The organism is Mesorhizobium sp. M0816 (assembly GCF_040320005.1).
In the GTDB taxonomy this organism is placed as follows: domain Bacteria; phylum Pseudomonadota; class Alphaproteobacteria; order Rhizobiales; family Rhizobiaceae; genus Mesorhizobium.
The window spans coordinates 56,186-74,961 of sequence record NZ_JAMYOT010000015.1 but is presented as its reverse complement, the minus strand read 5'-3'; the positions used below and the strand labels follow the sequence as shown (position 1 = coordinate 74,961).

The window sequence follows — 18,776 nt, the reverse complement described above, 5'->3', positions numbered from 1 at the left end:
CGCCTCAGGCGCGCGGCACCGTCTCCATCGGGAAGATCATCACGGCGCCCTTCGACCCCTTGTCGTCGGTCAGCCGCATGGCCGACCGCGTCGCCGGCGCCATGCCGATATCGGCCAGCATGTCGGCGAAGCTTGGCTGTCCCAGTCCGCGCGTTACCGAGACAACCCCCTCTTGCGCCAGGAAACTCAGATCCTGCTTCTCGCTCTGCGGCGGTGCTTCGGTCAAGACGGCGATCATCCGCTCCATGCCGAAGCTGGTGTCGGTGAATTTGAACAGGCCTTCCTCGAGCACGGCGCCTTCGGTCAGGCGCTCGGCAAGAAAATGCTGGATGGAATAGTCGGAGCCGACATAGAGCACGTTGATGTCGACCAGGTTGGTCGAACCGTTCCTGGCCAGCACGTGGACCTGATCGTCGGGCGAAACACGCGGCACCGTCGACGGTTCGATCGGCTGCAGCGTGTCGCTGTCAAAACGCTTGATCCGGAACTCGACGCTGACCTCTTCCGGCCGATAATCGGAAGCGGCGGCCAGCCTCGACAGTCCGATGGCGCGGAAGATTTTCGTCAGATTCCCTGCGGCGGCCTCGATCAATTTTTCGCGGCCGTCCGGATGAATGACGATCAACGGCGGCTTGCTGCCGCCCTTGAGCGTCATGTCGCCCGAAGCCGGCAGGAACCACAGCGCCGGCGCGTCGGTGGCATCTTCTGCGGCGCCGGCAATGGCGTTCTCGCGCAGCACTGCGAGACGCAGATCTGCGCTCCTGCCCGGCTCGACCAGCGCGATGTGGAACCCTGAGCTCTCCCTGGCCGCCAGTTCGTCGAGAACCGAGTTCGCCAGCGCGGCCTCTTTCTCGAGGCCTTTGGCCGCTGCCGGCCGCGCGACCACGAGCTTGTAGTCGACGGCGAGCTCGGCCAGCCGCGCATAGGCATTGGCGGGGATGTCGGCCAGCTTGAGCGCCGGCTTGCCGCCGAACTCGACCGGCTTGACCCGGCTTTCCAGGTTTTTCGCCGACTGCACCTGGAGATAGCCAAGCGCCTCGGACAGCGGCGACAGCGCCGACGGCAATATTGCGAGCCTGCTGCCCGGGGTGAGGCGATGCAGCAGTCCGGCGCCGATCGTGGCTTTGTCGTTCTCGATGACGATCGGCCATTGCATGACCGCGTCGGTCTTGTCGGTGCCGAAGACGCGGGCGTCGAGTTCCCCTTCGAACAGCGGCGTCGGCCGGGTGCGGCCGTCCGCCGAATATTGCTGCAGCACGGCCTGGCCGAGCTGGCGGTAGGTGATGTTGGGGTTCTCGGCCAGTTTCGACAGGATGGTGAAGGTGAACAGCCCGAAACGCGGTGCATCGGCCGTGCCCTTGGGCAGCGGCATCTCGGGCGTCGTCTCCACCGTCTGCGCCGCGTAGAAGGCGACCAATTTGCCCTTGGTGGTCGGCTCGGCGCCGGTCGGCGTCAGCTTGAAGGCCGGCTTGCGCTGCCCGTCCTCGTCAAAGCCGCGCGGCGCGGCCGACGCAATCTCGTCATAGGCTTTCACCGCAGCCGCCCTGGCAGCGTCGTCGCCGCCGACCAGATCGGCGAACTCGACCTTGCGTTCCAACTCGTCGTCGACCTCGGCGGCGCGCGTCGCAGTGCCGGAATGGCAGCAGTCGAACACGGCCCAGATAAAGGCGCCCTTGTCGCGAATAGCGTCGAGCGCGGTGCCGATCTCGTTGTCGACCAGCGCATTGGGCACGCCCTTTTCGCGGTTCACCCATTTGTCGATGTCGGACGGCAAGAAAATCTCGTCGAGGCCGTCCGTCTCGTCGCCCTTGTTCGCTGCCGGCTGCTGCGCGCCGTGACCGGACAAATGCAGGTAGACGAAATCGTCGCGCTGGACCTTGGCGGCAAGATCGGCCAACGCCGCCTTGATCGCCGCATGTGTCGGCGGTCCGTTGGCGCCTTCGACATCCTTGGCGAGCAGCGTGACGTTTTCGGCCAGGAATTTTACCGGCGCGGGCGTGTTCCCCAGGAGGTAATCGCGCACCAAGCCGGCATCGTTTTTCGGTCCGATCAGCCAGTTTTTCTTCGGCAGGTTCGGGTAATCGGTGCAGGCAACAAGCAGCGCATGGTAGGTGCGCGCCGCTGCGAATGCCCGAAACGGCACCAGGCCGGCAGCGACCAGCGCGGACGTGCCGGCAAGCAGCGTCCGCCGCGTCACTTTGATCATGATTGCTTCCCCAAGCCCGATCGAATTTCCAAGCACGGCCAGCCTGGCCGAGGATTTTGTCAGTATTTTGAATATGGCGCCGCCGGCCAGCCGACCACCGGCTGCGAATAGAAACAGTAGCAAAAATGGCAGTTCGTCGCTATCTCAGTGGAAGAGGTCCGACTGCTTGCGAAATGGCAGCGATCGGCACGGAGCGGCTTGGAACAGGATCATGGCGGCAAGGGATGTACTGACGAAGAACCAGCTTTGCGTTCTCGAGAAGCTCGAGGCCGCCAGCGGCCCGCTCAGCGCCTATACGTTGCTCGACCAACTGCGCGAGCGCGGTTTTCGCGCGCCGCTGCAGGTCTACCGGGCGCTCGACACGCTGGTGAAATCCGGCTTCGTGCACAGGCTCGAAAGCCTCAATTCCTTCGTCGCCTGTGCCGAGCCGCACGACCACAGCCATTCGATGACGGCGTTTGCCATCTGCGACACCTGCGGCCAGGTGACCGAGTTCTCCGACCACGATGTCGGACACCGGCTCGACGAATGGGTGCGTTCGACCGGCTTCGCCGCCAAGAAGGCGGTGATCGAGTTTCGTGGGACATGTGCGAAGTGTTTGGCTGAAGCGGCTTAGCAAGCCCGAAGGCAACACTTCGAAGGCGGCGGGGCAGTATTCACGCCTCGCTGGTGGGCTCACGATGGTTCCTATGGTTTGGCGATAGCCTCCATGAGGCGGAAGCCGCCAGTCAACAAACGACCCGTTGCAGACATTCGGCTATGAAAGTGCAGTCCAAACTACCCTCTCAAGATCGGGAGAGTAGCGTGCGATGATAGCCTGTTGATCATTTTCCTGCGTGAGAATTATCTGCTTCCCAGTAGCGTCACCGAGCAATCGCATAAAGCGGTCAAGGTGCTCAACCTCGGTTTTTCCGCTGACTTGCCTTGGATCGAAGTCGAACTCAATTTCGATAACGGTGAAGAAGTGACATGCAAGCTGAATTGGCCCGACGTAAAAAGACAGTAAGCTGCCTGTTTCGCTTTCCAGGGCCGCTTCGACGCCCAATGGCATCGACTCGATCTTGCCGGAGACACTGAAACTAGCAGGCGGGGTCCATTCCAGGAGGATGTTCCAGACGCCCTGCCAATCTGCCTCAGACGTGTTCAGAACGTAGATGTCTCGCCATGAGCCGTCCCAAGCGAAATCCGATGCTATCTGTTCCCAATTCATGCATGAACCATTCTTGATGACTGCGGTTCTAGCATGACATACGCCATGAGTGCTTTCCACAAATCCCAAGTCCGCTTTCCACCTAGTTTACGGCCTAGCCAACCGGCTTCTTTGAGGTATGCCGGATGTGCAGGATTTCGATTGCATCGGAACGGGCACGATAGAAAACCTTGTAGGGGTAGCGACCTATGAAGAGAACGCGAACGCCAGGAATATCGGTCGCGTGGCCACTTTCTGGAAATTCGGCAAGTCGCGAAATCCCAGCTTGGATCCGAGAAACAACTGAAAGGGCGCCCTGGGGCGCCCGCTCGTCGAGGTAGTTGAAAATCGCCTCGCGTTCGGCAAAGGCCTGCCGCGTAAATCGGACCTTCATAGTCTGCGGCGGGTGTCTGCCGCGCGAACCGTATCCTCATCTACGAAAGTGCCGTGGTCGGCTTCTGCGAGTCCCGTTGTGATGGCGCTGCGCTCTGATTCCGACGTGGCATACACTCCGGTTCGGCGCGCCTCGATGACGCGGGCATAGTCGGCAAGCTCCTCCTGGTCTTCGCGAGGCCAAGCTTCCGCGTGCTTTACCAGGTTCTCGAGTGTCTTCGTGATCATGGGGGCAGTATACCACACCGCTGCTTTTCGTGAACCTTGAGAAAAGATGGCTCAACGGGCGCGTAGGCTGATGAAGGTAGGCCACATCAGAATATTGGGGCTCCTCAACAGGAAGTCGATATCCGTCCCCGCCCTAATGCGCCTCTTCCCAGTTGTTGGCGGCGCGGGCGTCGACGTGCAGCGGCACCGACATCGACACCGCCGGCATGGCCGCGTTCTCCATGACGTGGCACACGACCGGGATCGTCGCCTCGACCTCGGCTTCGATGGTCTCGAAGACCAGCTCGTCATGCACCTGCAGCAGCATGCGGGCGGAAAGCCTGGCTTTTTCCAGGGCATCGTCCATACGGATCATGGCGCGGCGGATGATGTCGGCCGCGGTGCCCTGCAGGCGGGCGTTGATCGAGGCGCGCTCGTTGAAGGCACGGACCGAAGGATTTGACGATCTGATTTCCGGATAGTGGATGCGGCGGCCGAAAATGGTCTCGACGAAGCCGTGCTCGCGGGCATAGGCCTTGGTCGCATCGATATAGTCGCGGATGCCGGGGAAGCGCTCGAAATATTTCTTGATGTAGTCGCCGGCTTCCTCGCGCGCGATCGACAGCTGGTTGGCGAGGCCAAAGGCCGAAATGCCGTAGATGATGCCGAAATTGATCGCCTTGGCACGGCGGCGCACTTCCGAAGGCATGCCCTCGACCGGCACGTTGAACATTTCGGACGCGGTGATGGCGTGGATGTCGGCGCCGTCGGCGAAGGCCTGCTTGAGCTGCGGGATTTCGGCGACGTGGGCCAGCACGCGCAATTCGATCTGGCTGTAGTCGGCGGAAACCAGCTTGTTGCCCTTGTCGGCAATGAAGGCCGTCCTGATCTTTCGCCCCTCGACGGTGCGTACCGGAATGTTCTGCAGATTGGGATCCGAGGACGACAGCCGTCCGGTCGTCGTCGCGGCAAGCGCGTAGGAGGTGTGGACGCGCTTGGTGTCGGGATGGATGAAGCCGGGCAGCGCATCGGTATAGGTCGATTTCAGCTTGGTCAGCTGGCGCCAGTCGACGATCTTACGCGGCAATTCGTGGCCTTCGGCGGCGAGGTCTTCGAGAAGCTGCGCCGAGGTCGACCACTGGCCGGTCTTGGTTTTTGAACCGCCGGGCAGACCCATCCTGCCGAACAGGATGTCGCCGAGCTGTTTTGGCGAGCCGATGTTGATGCGTTCGCCGACCAGCTGGTAGATCTCGTCCTCGAGCCGTGCGGCACCCTGTGCCAGTTCGCCGGAGAGCCGCGACAGGATCTGCCGGTCGACGGAGATGCCGCGCTGCTCCATCCGTGCCAGGACCGGCACCAGCGGCCGTTCCAGCCGTTCATAGACCGAGACCAGGCCCTTGGCGGCAAGCCGTGGCTTCAGCACCTGCCAGAGCCTGAGCGCGACGTCGGCGTGCTCGGCCCCGTAAGCCGTCGCCTTGCCGAGGTCGGCCTGATCGAGGCCGACGAAGCTTCTTCCCGAACCGGCCAGTTCCTTCAGCGGAATGGTCGCGTGGCCGAGCCATTTATCGGCCAGCGCCTCCAGGCCATGGCCACCATGAGTGCCGGCCTCAAGCACGTAGGAGATCAGCATGGTGTCGTCATAGGGGCCGATCTCGATGCCGTGACGGCTCATGACGACAAGGCGGTATTTCATGTCGTGCACGATCTTGAGGACGGATTTGTCCTCGAGCAGCGGCTTGAGCAACGCCAGCGCGTCGCGGATCGGGATCTGGTTTTCGACCGCGCCGCCGCCGAGCAGGTCGCCATTGCCGTTTTTGTGGGCAAGCGGCACGTAGGCGGCGTGGCCGGGCGCGACGGCCATGGCAAGGCCGATCAGTTCGGCCCGCATCGGATCGGGCGAGGAGGTCTTAACGTCGAAGGCGACGATGCCTCTCTCCATCGCCTCGGCGATCCAGACCTTCAGCGTCGCGGCGTCGCGGATGCAGGCGTAGGCGCTGGTGTCGATCTTGCGGGCGGTGGCAGCCTCCAGGCGAAGCGCCGAAAGCAGGGATGGGGTGTCGCCTTGCTTGGCTGCGGCCGGGGCTTCGAGTGCCGCTTTGTCCGACGGCGGTGCGCTCTCGGCGGCCGCGGGCGCGCCAAAACCCATATCGGGGCCATGCGCGGTATCGGCACGCTCTATGGTGACGGGGGTGGCTGGAACGTCGCCCGCGTCGGTTCCGGTCGCTTCGGCCACGCGGCGGGTCAGCGTCGAGAATTCCATGGTCTTGAGAAAGCCGATCAGCCTTGGGCCGTCCGGCGCGTGCAACACGAACTCGTCGAGCCCCTCGGTCACCGGCACGTCGTTCTTCAGCGTCACCAGGTCACGCGAGATGCGCGCCTTGTCGGCATTGGCGATGATCGATTCGCGCCGCTTGTCCTGCTTGATCTCGCCGGCGCGGACGAGCAGCGTGTCGAGGTCGCCGAACTGTTCGAGCAATTGCGCCGCCGTCTTCGGCCCGATGCCGGGCACGCCCGGCACATTGTCGACCGAATCGCCGGTCAGCGCCTGCAGGTCGATCATTTTCTGTGGCGGCACGCCCCATTTCTCGATCACCTCGGGAACGCCGATCTGGCGGTCCTTCATCGGGTCGTACATGGCAACCGTTGGGCCGACCAGTTGCATCAAGTCCTTGTCGGAAGAGATGATGGTGGTGTCGGCGCTGGCTTCGCAGGCAAGCCGGCAATAGGTGGCGATCAAATCGTCGGCCTCGTAGCCTTCCGTCTCAAGGCATGGCAGGTTGAAGGCCCTGGTCGCCTGGCGGATCAGGCCGAATTGCGGGATCAAATCTTCCGGCGGCGCCGAGCGGTTGGCCTTGTATTCGGGGTAGAGGTCGTTGCGGAAGGTCTTCGACGAATAGTCGAAAATCACGGCGAAATGCGTCGGCACGATGCCGACATCGGTGTTGCGGGCGTCCTGCGTCAGCTTCCAGACCATGTTGCAGAAGCCGAGCACGGCACTGGTCGGCAGCCCGTCGGACTTGCGGGACAGCGGCGGGAGCGCGTGATAGGCACGGAAGATGTAACCGGAGCCGTCGACAAGGAAGAGATGATCGCCTTTTTTCATGGCACGAGGGATAGCGCGGCGCAGCGCCGCGGTCCATGCCAAAGGCGGCTTCCGCCAAGGGTTCCGGCAACACCCTGACAAATGGCGTGCGAGCTTGGCCGGCCCTGGCGGCCCTGGCCGGAGCTTTGTTCGCTCACGCCTATGTTACAAAAGTGTAATTTTTGTGCCCTTGAATCGCCACGTTCGCAGACACAGATAAACGCCATCGGCAGTTTTCGCCGAAGTCCGGAGCAAGGCCCGTCCCCCGCCTATCCCGGACACTTGCGGCAGCCTATCCCCCCTCTCCGGGCTGCCGCATCGTTTCGAGTAAGGCCGCCGTGGTTCCCCCTCCACCACGGCGGCATTTTTTTGCCTTTCGACAAGATCCTGCGTTGTGGCCTAACGGTCGCGGGCTTTCCGTTTCGCCGTATGGGCTCTAGATTCGCCGCCAGAATCGAAAGGCCCCGCCAGATGTCCGCAGTTTCCCCTGTTCTCGACCGCCTCGACAAGAACTTCGACCAGAGCCTGGAACGCCTGTTCGGCCTGCTCGGCATCAAGTCGATCTCCACCGATCCGGACTACGCCGCCGACTGCCGCAAGGCCGCCGAATGGCTGGTCGCCGAGCTCAAGCTGATCGGCTTCGACGCCAGCGTGCGCGACACGCCGGGGCATCCGATGGTGGTCGCGCATCACGATGGGCCGGCGGGCGCGCCGCATCTGCTGTTTTACGGCCATTACGACGTCCAGCCGGTCGATCCGATCGAGCTGTGGGAAAGCGACCCGTTCGCGCCGGCGGTCAAGGAGATCGAGCCCGGCCACAAGGTGATCACCGGCCGCGGCGCGGCCGACGACAAGGGCCAGCTGATGACCTTCGTCGAGGCCTGCCGCGCGTGGAAGCAGGTGCATGGCGGATTGCCGTGCCGAATCACAATCCTGTTCGAGGGCGAGGAGGAGTCCGGATCGCCGTCGCTGAAGCCGTTTCTCGAGGCGAATGCGGATGAGCTCAGGGCCGATTTCGCGCTGGTCTGCGACACCGGCATGTGGGACCGCGATACGCCGTCGATCTGCGTCTCGCTGCGCGGGCTGGTCGGCGAGGAGATCACGGTGACTGCCGCCGACCGCGACCTGCATTCCGGGCTCTATGGCGGTGCGGCAGCCAATCCGATCCGCATCCTGGCGAAAATCCTGGCCGATATCCATGATGAGGATGGCCACGTCACCATTCCGGGTTTCTATGACGGCGTCGAGGAAACGCCGTCGCAGATATTGCAGTCGTGGCTGTCGCTCGGCGAGACGGCCGAGACCTTCCTCGGCCCGATTGGCCTGTCGATTCCGTCCGGCGAAAAGGGCCGCTCGGTGCTCGAGCTGACCTGGGCGCGACCGACGGCCGAGTTCAACGGCATTATCGGCGGCTATACCGGCAAGGGCTTCAAGACGGTGATCGCCGCGCAAGCCTCGGCAAAAGTCTCCTTCCGCCTGGTCCACAAACAGGATCCGGAAAAAATCCGCGCCGCCTTCCAGGCATTCGTCAGAGAGCGCGTTCCGGCCGACTGCTCGGTCGAATTCCATCCGCATGGCGGCTCGCCGGCAATCCAGCTTTCCTACGACTCGCCCTTCCTGGCCAAGGCCAAGCAGGCGCTGTCCGACGAATGGCCGAAGCCAGCGGTGGTGACCGGCAGCGGCGGCTCGATCCCGGTGGTCGGCGATTTCCAGACCTATCTCGGCATGGAATCGCTGCTGGTCGGTTTCGGTCTCGACGACGACCGCATCCACTCGCCGAACGAGAAGTACGAGATGAGCTCCTTCCACAAGGGCCAGCGCTCCTGGGCGCGCATTCTCGAGGCGCTGACACGCTGAAATTGCGCCAGACTCAAGTTTTTGTTGATTTTTCGCCGGATCGCGGCAAGGACGGGCACGGTCCGTCGCGCATCGCTGCACGGGGCCGCGACCGGAGAAGACGATGAGCGACATACGTTTCCACAAAAACGATCTGCCCGGCCTGCTGCATTACGATGTCGGGGCGGTCGCCATCGACACCGAGACGCTGGGGCTGAACCCGCATCGCGACCGGCTCTGCGTCGTGCAGATCTCGCCGGGCGACGGCTCGGCCGACGTCATCCAGATCGCGCCCGGCCAGAAGAAGGCGCCGAACCTCGTCAGCCTGCTCAAGAACCGCAGCATCACCAAGCTCTTCCATTACGGCCGCTTCGATCTCGCCGTGCTCTACAACGCCTTCGGCGTCATGCCGGAGCCGGTGTTCTGCACCAAGATCGCGTCGCGGCTGACGCGCACCTACACCGACCGGCACGGGCTCAAGGACATCTGCTTCGAGCTTCTCGGCGTCGGCCTATCGAAGGCGCAGCAATCATCGGACTGGGCCGCCGAGACGCTGTCGCCCGAGCAGCTCGAATATGCCGCCTCCGACGTGCTCTATTTGCACCGGCTGCGCGACGTGCTCAGCGCGCGGCTGGCGCGCGACAACCGGACCAGGGAAGCCGATGCCTGCTTCCGCTTCCTGCCGACGCGTGCGAAACTCGACCTGATGGGCTGGGATGAGGAGGATATCTTCGCCCACAGCTAATGGCCTTCATGATAATTCTACTCCGGCGGCCATCTGGCGCAGTTTTCTCCGCTTCCGGTGCTCACGGACCCAAATGTCCGCTGCGCTCCGGTTCTCGAAAACCACGCCATATGTCTCGCCGGAGCGAATTCTCCTAAAGGCCATCGGCCAGGAACCGGACGCTTGTCCCTGCGTTCCGTTCGCTTCACCGGGAGAAATGAAAATGGCTGCCCGAAAATCAATCGAAACGGCACCGAGGGACGGCTCCAAGGTCACCGTCTACTGGCAGGATAGCGACGGCGTGATGAACGAGAGCATCGCGCAATACCGTTCGCTCGACCGGCTGAAGGCGGCCGGCGGCGACTGGGACGAAAGCGACGCCGGCTGGTGGGCCTATACCGACGGCCATACGCAAAGGAAGATCGAGCCGATCAGCTGGCGGCCGGCCTCCGACGACCCGGATGCCGACGACTGAGGGTTGTCGCAACCGCCGAACTGAAGTGATTATTCTGAGGCAAAGCATATTTTGTTCTTGCTTTGTGCCGGCAGCTATGCTACTAATTTCGCTATGGTGCTCATTGGCTCCAACGACCCGCCCGCCGAGGCGGGTTTTTCATTTCCGACTTTGGCGCTGTCGCGGGCCGCAGCCGTTCGGCAAGCGACTGAATACAGTTTATTTCGATTTTTCCCGACTTAACCCGCCTTTAAACCGCCGCATCTAGTCTTCAACCCCAACGCCATAGGCATGGGGAAGACAGCACAGCGCATGGCGAACCGGAAAGACAGCCGCATCGAGCCCAGCTTCGAGGCATCGCCGGGGGCGAGATCCTCGGCCGGTTTTTCGGTAAGCGAGGAGGACCGCGTCGTGCCGAGCAACCGAAAAGCCGCTGCAAAGCGCAAATCGTCCAAGGCCAAGCCGCCGCGCGGCGGGCGCGGCAAAAGCCGGCGCGGCGTGTTCGGCGTGCTTGCCCGGCTGTTCTACTGGTGCTTCGTGCTGGCCATCTGGGGCGGCATCGCCACTGCCGGCATCGTCGTCTATTACGGCGCGAAAATGCCGGCGGCCACCACCTGGGCTATTCCCGACCGCGCCCCCAACATCAAGATCGTCTCGGTCGACGGCCAGCTGCTTGGCAATCGCGGCATGAGCGGCGGCGAGGCCGTCGGCCTGCACGAAATGTCGCCCTACATTCCCGAAGCCGTCATCGCCATCGAAGACCGCCGCTTCTATTCGCATTTCGGCATCGATCCGATCGGCCTTTCCCGGGCCATGGCGACCAATGTGCTCGGCGGGCATTTTTCGCAGGGCGGCTCGACGCTGACCCAGCAGCTGGCCAAGAACCTGTTCCTGACGCCGGACCGCACGCTGGAACGCAAGGTGCAGGAAGTGCTTTTGGCGCTGTGGCTGGAGCACAAGCATACGAAGGACCAGATCCTCGAAATGTATCTCAACCGGGTCTATTTCGGCTCGGGCGCCTATGGCGTCGAAGCGGCCTCGCGCCGCTATTTCGGCAAGAGCGCGCGCGACGTCACGCTGTCGGAGGCCGCCCTTCTCGCCGGCCTGCTCAAGGCGCCGTCGCGGCTGTCGCCGGCGCGCGACCCGAAGGCCGCCGAACAGCGTTCGCAGCTGGTGCTCGCCGCGATGCGCGACGAGGGCAAGATCAGCGCCAAGGAGATGACAACGGCGATGAGCGCGCCGGCGACGCGCGCGCCGTCCTACTGGACCGGCTCGGAAAACTACGTCGCCGATACGATCATGGAAGAACTGCCCGACCTGATCGGCGACGTGCGCCGCGATATCGTCGTCGACACGACCGTCGATCTGACGCTGCAGAAACTCGCCGAGCAATCGATCCGCCGGCTGATCGACCAGAGCGGCAAAAAACTCAATGTCAGCCAGGGCGCGCTGGTGTCGATCGACAATTCCGGCGCGGTGCGCGCGATGGTCGGCGGTTACGACTATTCGACCAGCCAGTTCGACCGCGCCTCGGAAGCGCGCCGCCAGCCGGGTTCGGCGTTCAAGCCGTTCGTCTACATGGCGGCGCTGGAATCCGGCCGCACGCCCGACAGCGTGCGCAACGACGCGCCAATCAAGATCGGCAACTGGACGCCCGACAATTACGGCGGCAAATATTTCGGCAAGGTGACGCTGGCGACGGCGCTGGCAAAATCGCTGAACTCGGTTGCCGCGCAGCTGACCATGGAAGTCGGGCCGAATGCGGTGGTCGAGGCGGCGCACCGCATGGGCATCCAGTCCGAGCTGACGGCCAACACTTCGATCGCGCTCGGCACCTCGGAAGTGACGCCGCTGGAACTGACCTCGGCCTATGTTCCCTTCGCCAATGGCGGTTATAAACCGGACATCCATTTCATCCGCCGCGTCACGACGAGCGACGGCAAGGTGCTCTACGAAAACAATGGCGGCGGTGCGCCGCGCGTCGTCAAGCCCGATGTTGTCGGTATGATGAACTCGATGATGACCGGCACGGTCGAGATCGGCACGGCCAGGAAGGCGGCGTTCGCCTGGCCGGCGGCCGGCAAGACCGGCACCAGCCAGAATTCGCGCGACGCCTGGTTCATCGGCTATACCGCCAATCTGACCACCGGCGTCTGGTTCGGCAATGATGACGGCAGCGCGATGAAGAAGGTCACCGGCGGCGCGCTGCCGGCGCAGGCCTGGCACGAGTTCATGGTCGCCGCGCATGAGGGCGTGCCGGTGCGGCCGCTGCCCGGAACCTGGAAGTCGACGCCGCCCGACACCATCGTCCCGGACGACATACCGTCCGACACGGCGCCGCCGGCGCCGGTCGCTTCCGTTGGCCAATCGGCGCCGCCTACAGCAGCTACCCAGTCGGCTTCGCGTCCCGTGCGTCCTGCCGAGACGGTCGATGCCGGCGGCCTGGCCATGCCGGGCGTCGACAGCGCCACCGGATCGATCAAGCACCCGGTGCCGCCCGGCAATGTTGGCGGCCCTGTCAAGAAGCGGCAGACCTCGATATTGGACATTCTGACAGGCGGCTGAACAACAGGCCCCCTCGCCACCGCTGCCGCGTTCCGCTACATCTCCCGTTTGGAGACCGCGAATGGCAGAGACCGACACCAGAAAAACCATTGTGCTGACCGGCGCCAGCCGTGGCATCGGCCACGCTACGGTCAAGCGCTTTTCACGCGAAGGCTGGCGCGTCATCACTTGCTCGCGCCAGGCCTTTGCCGAGGACTGCCCGTGGCCGGCCGGACCGGAAGACCATATCAAGGTCGATCTCGCCGACCAGGAGGATGTCGGCATCGCCATCTCGGAAATCCGCCACCGGCTCGAGGCGCATGGCGGCCAGCTGCATGCGCTGGTCAACAATGCCGGCATCTCGCCCAAGCTCAAGGACGGCAACAGCCGCATGAACTCGATCGACACGCCGATGCATGTCTGGCGCGACGTCTTCCAGGTCAATTTCTTCGCCCCGATCATGCTGGCGCGGGGACTGTTCAAGGAGCTGGCGTCGGCCAAAGGTTCGATCGTTAACGTCACGTCGATCGCCGGCACTCGCGTGCACCCTTTCGCCGGCACCGCCTACGCGACCTCGAAGGCGGCACTCGGTTCGCTGACCCGCGAGATGGCGCATGATTTCGGCCCGCACGGCATTCGCGTCAATGCGATTGCGCCGGGCGAGATCGACACCGCGATCCTGTCGCCGGGCACCGAAAAAATCGTCGAGACCATCCCGCTGAGAAGATTGGGCACCACGGCAGAAGTCGCCGACATCATCTTCTTCCTGTGCTCGCAGCAGGCGTCCTACGTGACCGGCTCGGAAATACACATCAATGGCGGCCAGCACGTGTAGAAGGCTTTCCAGGCGAGCGAGCCGGCAGGATTTGTCAGCATCGCGGGCGGCGTGTTCAAGTCTGGCGGCGGTTGACGCCGCCGATGCCCGATCAGGTCGCCTGCAGCAGGTTCTCGATATCGGGTATGCTGTGGTTGGTCAGCGTCTTTGGAATTTCGGCCGTTATCTTGTCGGTGACCTCCTTGTGCAGTTTCCTGCGCATGTCGCCCAGCACCGGCGGCGGCGCGATCAGCACGATCTCCTTGAAGCTGCCGCGATGCGCGAGCTTGTAGAGCCTGTCGGCAATCTCTTCGGCAAAACGCTCCTTGCCGAGACGGTGCCAGTCGGTGTCCTCGACCGCACTGCGGTGGACGGAAGGGCCGTCGCTGTAGCGGCCGGGGCGGTCGGTGCCCTGTTCTCGGGTTGCCGGATTTTCCTGCTCCATCTCGTGCACGACCTGAAGGTCGGGATATTGGACGTCTCCACGGTTCTCGAGAAACAGCGCCTTTTCGCCATCTGCCACCACGATCCACAGTCCGCGTTTCAGTCTGACGTTGCTCATGGGGCGCTCCTTTTTTGATTTTTCGAGCCCATCGCCGGGCCTTTGCCGCAGGGGTGTGACCGGGCCTGGGTCCATAGAGCAAACGCGTGCCGAGGCGGGAATGTTCCGGCACTCGGACCCGGTATTCCGACAAGGGCCGGCGAGAGCGCCGGGCTGCCTTTGATGGCTCGGTCGGCATCCGGCGGCTTAATCTACTAAATTGATAGAATTTAGAAAAATCTGTTTTGTGGTTAGCTCCTCCGGCCGCTAGAAAGGCAGCGGATCAAGGGCTGCAACAGCAGCTTCAATCTGCTCCGCATTTGAATGTGGAATATTTTTCTCTTGGCCTTCATGCTTGCAGAAAAGAGATTGCCTGCTACGAAGCGATGCGCGAGTGGGTGCCTTCTGGTTTTTCGCGCCCCCGCGTAGAACTGACAAACGGTTCCAGGATTCCGCTCGTCATGCCGCAAGCCACGCCCAAGCTCAATGCCTTTCCCGTCTTCATGCGGGTCGAGGGCGAAGCCATAGCCATCGTCGGCGGCGCAGAGGAAGCGCTGGCCAAGGCGCGGCTGCTCGCGCAGTCGAGCGCTGCGCTGCGCATCGTCAGCGATGAAACAAGCCCGGAGCTGCTGGCCTTTATCGCCGAGACGGGGGCCGCCCACATCGCCGAGGCCTATGATGCAGCACATCTCAATGGTGCGGTGATGGTGTTTGCCGCCAGCGGCGACGAGGCGCTCGATCGCCGCGTTGCCGGGGATGCGCGCCGGCTGGGCATTCCGGTCAATGCCGTCGACCGGCCGGAGCTATGCGATTTCTTCACGCCGGCACTGGTCAACCGCGCGCCGGTCGCCATTGCCATCGGCACGGAAGGTGCCGGCCCGGTGCTGGCGCAGATGCTGCGCAGCCGCATCGACCGCATGCTGGCGCCCTCGCTCGGTCCGCTCGCAGCCCTTGCCGCGTCGTTTCGCGACGCCGCCGAAAAACTGTTGCCGAAAGGCAATGCCCGCCGCCGCTTCTGGAGCGATTTCTTTGGCGGCGCGCCGGCCCGCGCTGTCGAGGCCGGCGAGCTTTCGCAGGCGCATGATGCGGCCGTCGGCCTGCTGCTTTCGAAAGAGCCGGCATCGGGCCATATCGCGCTTGTAGGCGCCGGTCCAGGCGCCGAGGACCTTTTGACGCTGCGCGCCCATCGCCTGCTGATGGAAGCCGACGTGATCGTCCATGACGCGCTGGTGCCGGAGGCGATCGTCGCCATGGGCCGCCGCGATGCCGAGCGCCTGCCGGTCGGCAAGCGCAAGGGCTGCCATTCCAAGAGCCAGGCCGAGATCAATGCGCTGCTGGTCGAGCTTGGCCACGCCGGCAAGCGTGTCGTGCGGCTGAAGTCCGGCGACCCGCTGGTGTTCGGCCGGGCCGGCGAGGAGATGGCGGCACTTCGCGATGCCGGCGTCGCCTACGAAGTGGTTCCGGGCGTCACCGCGGCCTTCGCCGCCGCCGCCGATTTCGAACTGCCGCTGACGCTGCGCGGCGTGTCGTCGTCGATGGTGTTCACCACCGGCCACGACCTCAAGGGAAATTCGCTGCCAGACTGGGCAAAGCTCGCCATTTCCGGCGCGACGGTCGCCGTCTATATGGGGCGCTCGGTCGCCGCCGAGGTCGCCGGCCGGCTGATCGAAGCCGGCCTGTCGCCGGATACGGCCGTCGCCGTGGTCGAGAATGCCAGCCTTGCCAACCGCCGCCGTTTCCACGGCACGCTCGCCGACCTGCCATCGCTGGAGGCGCGTGCCGACCTCAGCGGCCCGGTGATGACCATCATCGGCGACGCGGTCGCCGGCGCCAATTTCGAACGGTCCGAGCCACTGGCGGCACACAGGCAGGAAAGCGTGGCCCGTGCTGCCGCGCAAGGAGTGAACCAATGAAAGTCCTGACCGCGAACCGCCTCGCCGACGGCATAGCCGTCTGGTACGCCAATGGCGGCTGGGCCGAGACCATCGACCATGCCGACATCGCCCATGACAAGGCGGCCGAGGACCGGCTGGAGGCGATCGGCGCCAAGGCCTCCGCCGCCAACGAAGTGGTCGACGTCAACCTGATAGACGTGACCGTGGCCAACGGCACGGTCGAAGCGGTCCGGCTGCGTGAAAAGATCCGTGCCGCCGGCCCGACCACCCGCAACGACCTGGGCAAGCAGGCCCGTCCGCAAGCCGCACGCGCGGCATAGATGACCCAAGCATGATCCCGATCATGCTCGAACGAAGAAAATAACGGGCGGACGCGCCCGGAAAGACCTGAATATGTACCGTTACGATGAGTTCGACCACGATTTCGTCAAGGCCCGCGTCGCCGAGTTCAGCGACCAGGTCGCGCGGCGCCTTGCCGGCGAGATCACCGAGGACCAGTTCCGGCCGCTGCGGCTGATGAACGGCGTCTATCTGCAACTGCATGCCTATATGCTGCGCATCGCGGTGCCCTACGGCACGCTGAACAGCAAGCAGCTGCGCATGCTCGGCCACATCGCCCGCAAATACGACAAAGGTTATGGGCATTTCACGACGCGCCAGAACATCCAGTTCAACTGGCCGGCGCTGTCGGACATCCCGGCGATCCTGGCGGATCTGGCAAGCGTCGAGATGCACGCCATCCAGACCAGCGGCAACTGCATTCGCAACGTCACTGCCGACCACTTCGCCGGCGCAGCCGCCGACGAGGTTGCCGATCCGCGCCCCTATGCCGAAATCCTGCGTCAATGGTCGTCGGTGCATCCGGAATTCTCGTTCCTGCCGCGAAAATTCAAGATCGCGGTGACCGGCGCCGAGCGCGACCGCGCCGCCATCCAGACGCACGACATCGGCCTGCATCTGAAGAAGAACGCTGCCGGCGAGCTCGGTTTCGCCGTCTATGTCGGCGGCGGCCAGGGCCGCACGCCAATGGTCGCCAAGAAGATCCGCGATTTCCTGCCCGAAGCGGATCTGTTGTCCTACTGCACGGCGATCCTGCGCGTTTACAACCTCTACGGCCGTCGCGACAACAAGTTCAAGGCGCGCATCAAGATCCTGGTCCATGAGACCGGCGTCGAGGAGATCACCCGCCAGGTCGAGGCCGAATGGCAGGAGTTGAAGGACGCCGAGCTGAGGCTGCCGGAAGAAGACATCCGCGCCATCGACGCCTATTTCGCGCCGCCGGCGCTTGTCGACCGGCCGGAAGGCGATGAGGCGGTCAAGCTTGCCCGCCTCGACTCCAAGAGCTTTTCCGAATGGCTGGACCAGAATGTGGTCACCCATCGCCATCCCGACTACGCGGCGGTGACCATCTCGCTCAAGGGCATCGGCGAGACGCCGGGCGATGCCTCCGACAGCCAGATGGAAGCGGTCGCCGACATTGCCGAAAAATATTCATTCGACGAGCTGCGCGTCAGTCACGAGCAGAACCTGATCCTGCCGCAGGTCGCGCGGGCCGACCTCAAGGCGGTCTATGACGCGCTTGTCGATATCGGGCTGGCGACGGCCAATTCCAACCTGATCAGCGACATCATCTCCTGCCCCGGCCTCGACTATTGCGCGCTGGCAACGGCGCGTTCCATTCCCGTGGCGCAGGAAATCTCGCGGCGCTTTGCTTCGCTGGAGCGCCAGCGCGAGATCGGCGAATTGAAGCTGAAGATTTCCGGCTGCATCAATGCCTGCGGCCATCACCATGTCGGCCATATCGGCATCCTCGGGGTCGAGAAGAAAGGCGCCGAGCTCTACCAGGTGACGCTCGGCGGCTCGGCCGACGAGAACACCTCGGTCGGCGAGATCATCGGCCGCGGCTTCAGTTCGGAAGAGATCACCGATGCCATCGAGCAGATCGTCGAGACCTATCTCGGGCTTCGGCTGGACAGAAACGAAAGATTCATCGACGCCTACCGCCGAGTCGGTCCCGCGCCGTTCAAGGAGGCGCTCTATGCTGGCGAAGCCAAGGCCGCTTGACCGGATCGTCGACGTCGAGGCCGGCATCGCCGCCCAAGCGGCGGGTCTCGACGCGCTCTACGGCCATCTGAAGCCGCTGGAGATCATCGAGCGGTCGACCCGGGAGTTCTTTCACGGCGAAATCGCCGCCGTCTCGTCCTTCGGCGCGGATTCGGCGGTGCTGCTGCACATGATCGCCGAGATCGACCGCACGCTGCCGGTGATCTTTCTCGACACCGGCAAGCATTTCGAGGAGACGCTCGGCTATCGTGACGCGCTGGCCGCCGATTTCGGGCTGAGCGATATCCGGGTGATCAGGCCCGACGATGCGGCGCTGGCAAGGATCGACCCGACCGGCAATCTGAACGAGACCGATACCGACGCCTGCTGCGACGTGCGCAAGGTCGAGCCGCTGGCGCGCGGCGTCGAGCCGTTCCGCGCCTGGTTCACCGGCCGCAAGCGCTTCCAGGCGGCGACCCGGGCAGCGCTGCCGGTGTTCGAGGCGGTCGGCTCGCGCATCCGCATCAATCCGCTGGCGCACTGGACGACATCAGACCAGGCCGGCTACATGCGCGCACATGCGCTGCGTGAAAACCCGCTGGTCGCCTATGGCTATCTGTCGATCGGCTGTTTCCCATGCACGCAGCCGGTGCAACCGGGCGACGACGCGCGCAGCGGCCGCTGGGCCGGGCACGCCAAGACCGAATGCGGCATCCACTTGTCGGGGCTGGAAAGGTCGCTGACCGACGCCTCGCTTTAGGATATGTTGATATTCAGCCGGCCTGCAAACGGCGGCTTCCTGCGCTTCCGGCGCTCACGTACCCAAAGTACGCTCCGCTCCGGTTCTC

General features: G+C 63.8%; 15 protein-coding genes. 10 read left to right on the top strand and 5 right to left on the bottom strand.

The genetic code is table 11. The features are described from left to right. Positions 1–4 precede the first annotated feature (4 nt). Positions 5–2,206 (bottom strand): caspase family protein, encoded by a 2,202-nt coding sequence (locus NKI17_RS22730; RefSeq protein WP_352577440.1) that lies wholly within the window; start codon positions 2,204–2,206, stop codon positions 5–7. Positions 2,207–2,417: 211 nt separating this feature from the next. Between NKI17_RS22730 and NKI17_RS22725 the strand changes: the two genes are divergently transcribed. Further along, positions 2,418–2,822: a Fur family transcriptional regulator gene (locus NKI17_RS22725; protein ID WP_023675234.1), complete on the top strand. Its 405-nt coding sequence runs from the start codon at positions 2,418–2,420 to the stop codon at positions 2,820–2,822. Positions 2,823–2,963: 141 nt separating this feature from the next. Here the strand turns inward: NKI17_RS22725 and NKI17_RS22720 are convergent, their stop codons facing one another. The 3 genes from NKI17_RS22720 to polA form a co-directional block, all read right to left on the bottom strand. Continuing rightward, positions 2,964–3,416 (bottom strand): hypothetical protein, encoded by a 453-nt coding sequence (locus NKI17_RS22720; protein ID WP_352568251.1) that lies wholly within the window; start codon positions 3,414–3,416, stop codon positions 2,964–2,966. A 94-nt stretch (positions 3,417–3,510) separates the two neighbouring features. Next, positions 3,511–3,789: a type II toxin-antitoxin system RelE/ParE family toxin gene (locus tag NKI17_RS22715; RefSeq protein ID WP_352577441.1), complete on the bottom strand. Its 279-nt coding sequence runs from the start codon at positions 3,787–3,789 to the stop codon at positions 3,511–3,513. A gap of 360 nt (positions 3,790–4,149) precedes the next feature. Further along, positions 4,150–7,098, bottom strand: a complete 2,949-nt coding sequence (polA, locus tag NKI17_RS22710; protein ID WP_352577456.1) for a DNA polymerase I — start codon at positions 7,096–7,098, stop codon at positions 4,150–4,152. 450 nt (positions 7,099–7,548) lie between these two features. Between polA and NKI17_RS22705 the strand changes: the two genes are divergently transcribed. The 5 genes from NKI17_RS22705 to NKI17_RS22685 all read left to right on the top strand — a co-directional run bounded on the left by NKI17_RS22705 (position 7,549) and on the right by NKI17_RS22685 (position 13,470). Then, positions 7,549–8,934: a M20/M25/M40 family metallo-hydrolase gene (locus NKI17_RS22705; protein ID WP_352906825.1), complete on the top strand. Its 1,386-nt coding sequence runs from the start codon at positions 7,549–7,551 to the stop codon at positions 8,932–8,934. Between the two features lie 103 nt (positions 8,935–9,037). After that, entirely contained in the window at positions 9,038–9,658 is a 621-nt protein-coding gene (locus NKI17_RS22700; protein WP_023675237.1) for a ribonuclease D, read from the top strand. Positions 9,659–9,860: 202 nt separating this feature from the next. Next, positions 9,861–10,112, top strand: a complete 252-nt coding sequence (locus NKI17_RS22695; RefSeq protein ID WP_352906824.1) for a hypothetical protein — start codon at positions 9,861–9,863, stop codon at positions 10,110–10,112. A 291-nt stretch (positions 10,113–10,403) separates the two neighbouring features. Beyond that, positions 10,404–12,656, top strand: coding sequence for a transglycosylase domain-containing protein (locus tag NKI17_RS22690; protein ID WP_352906823.1), 2,253 nt, complete (start codon positions 10,404–10,406; stop codon positions 12,654–12,656). Positions 12,657–12,717: 61 nt separating this feature from the next. Next, the gene (locus NKI17_RS22685) at positions 12,718–13,470 is read left to right on the top strand and encodes an SDR family NAD(P)-dependent oxidoreductase (RefSeq protein WP_023675240.1); all 753 of its coding nucleotides are present in this window, start codon (positions 12,718–12,720) and stop codon (positions 13,468–13,470) included. A gap of 91 nt (positions 13,471–13,561) precedes the next feature. Here the strand turns inward: NKI17_RS22685 and NKI17_RS22680 are convergent, their stop codons facing one another. Beyond that, the gene (locus NKI17_RS22680; protein WP_023675241.1) at positions 13,562–14,011 is read right to left on the bottom strand and encodes a baeRF12 domain-containing protein; all 450 of its coding nucleotides are present in this window, start codon (positions 14,009–14,011) and stop codon (positions 13,562–13,564) included. A gap of 440 nt (positions 14,012–14,451) precedes the next feature. Here NKI17_RS22680 and cysG point away from each other — a divergent pair, with 440 nt between their 5' ends. The 4 genes from cysG to NKI17_RS22660 all read left to right on the top strand — a co-directional run bounded on the left by cysG (position 14,452) and on the right by NKI17_RS22660 (position 18,688). Next, a complete protein-coding gene (cysG, locus tag NKI17_RS22675) occupies positions 14,452–15,903 on the top strand; it encodes a siroheme synthase CysG (protein WP_023675242.1) in 1,452 nt (483 codons plus the stop codon). Further along, positions 15,900–16,205, top strand: a complete 306-nt coding sequence (locus tag NKI17_RS22670) for a DUF2849 domain-containing protein (RefSeq protein ID WP_023675243.1) — start codon at positions 15,900–15,902, stop codon at positions 16,203–16,205. Before cysG ends, NKI17_RS22670 begins: the two co-directional genes overlap by 4 nt. Positions 16,206–16,278: 73 nt before the next feature. Then, complete coding sequence (locus NKI17_RS22665; RefSeq protein WP_352906822.1) at positions 16,279–17,949, top strand: nitrite/sulfite reductase; 1,671 nt, start codon at positions 16,279–16,281, stop codon at positions 17,947–17,949. Further along, positions 17,924–18,688 carry a phosphoadenylyl-sulfate reductase gene (locus NKI17_RS22660; RefSeq protein ID WP_352448339.1) on the top strand — a complete coding sequence of 255 codons (765 nt, stop codon included), beginning with the start codon at positions 17,924–17,926 and terminating at the stop codon, positions 18,686–18,688. Before NKI17_RS22665 ends, NKI17_RS22660 begins: the two co-directional genes overlap by 26 nt. Positions 18,689–18,776 lie beyond the last annotated feature (88 nt).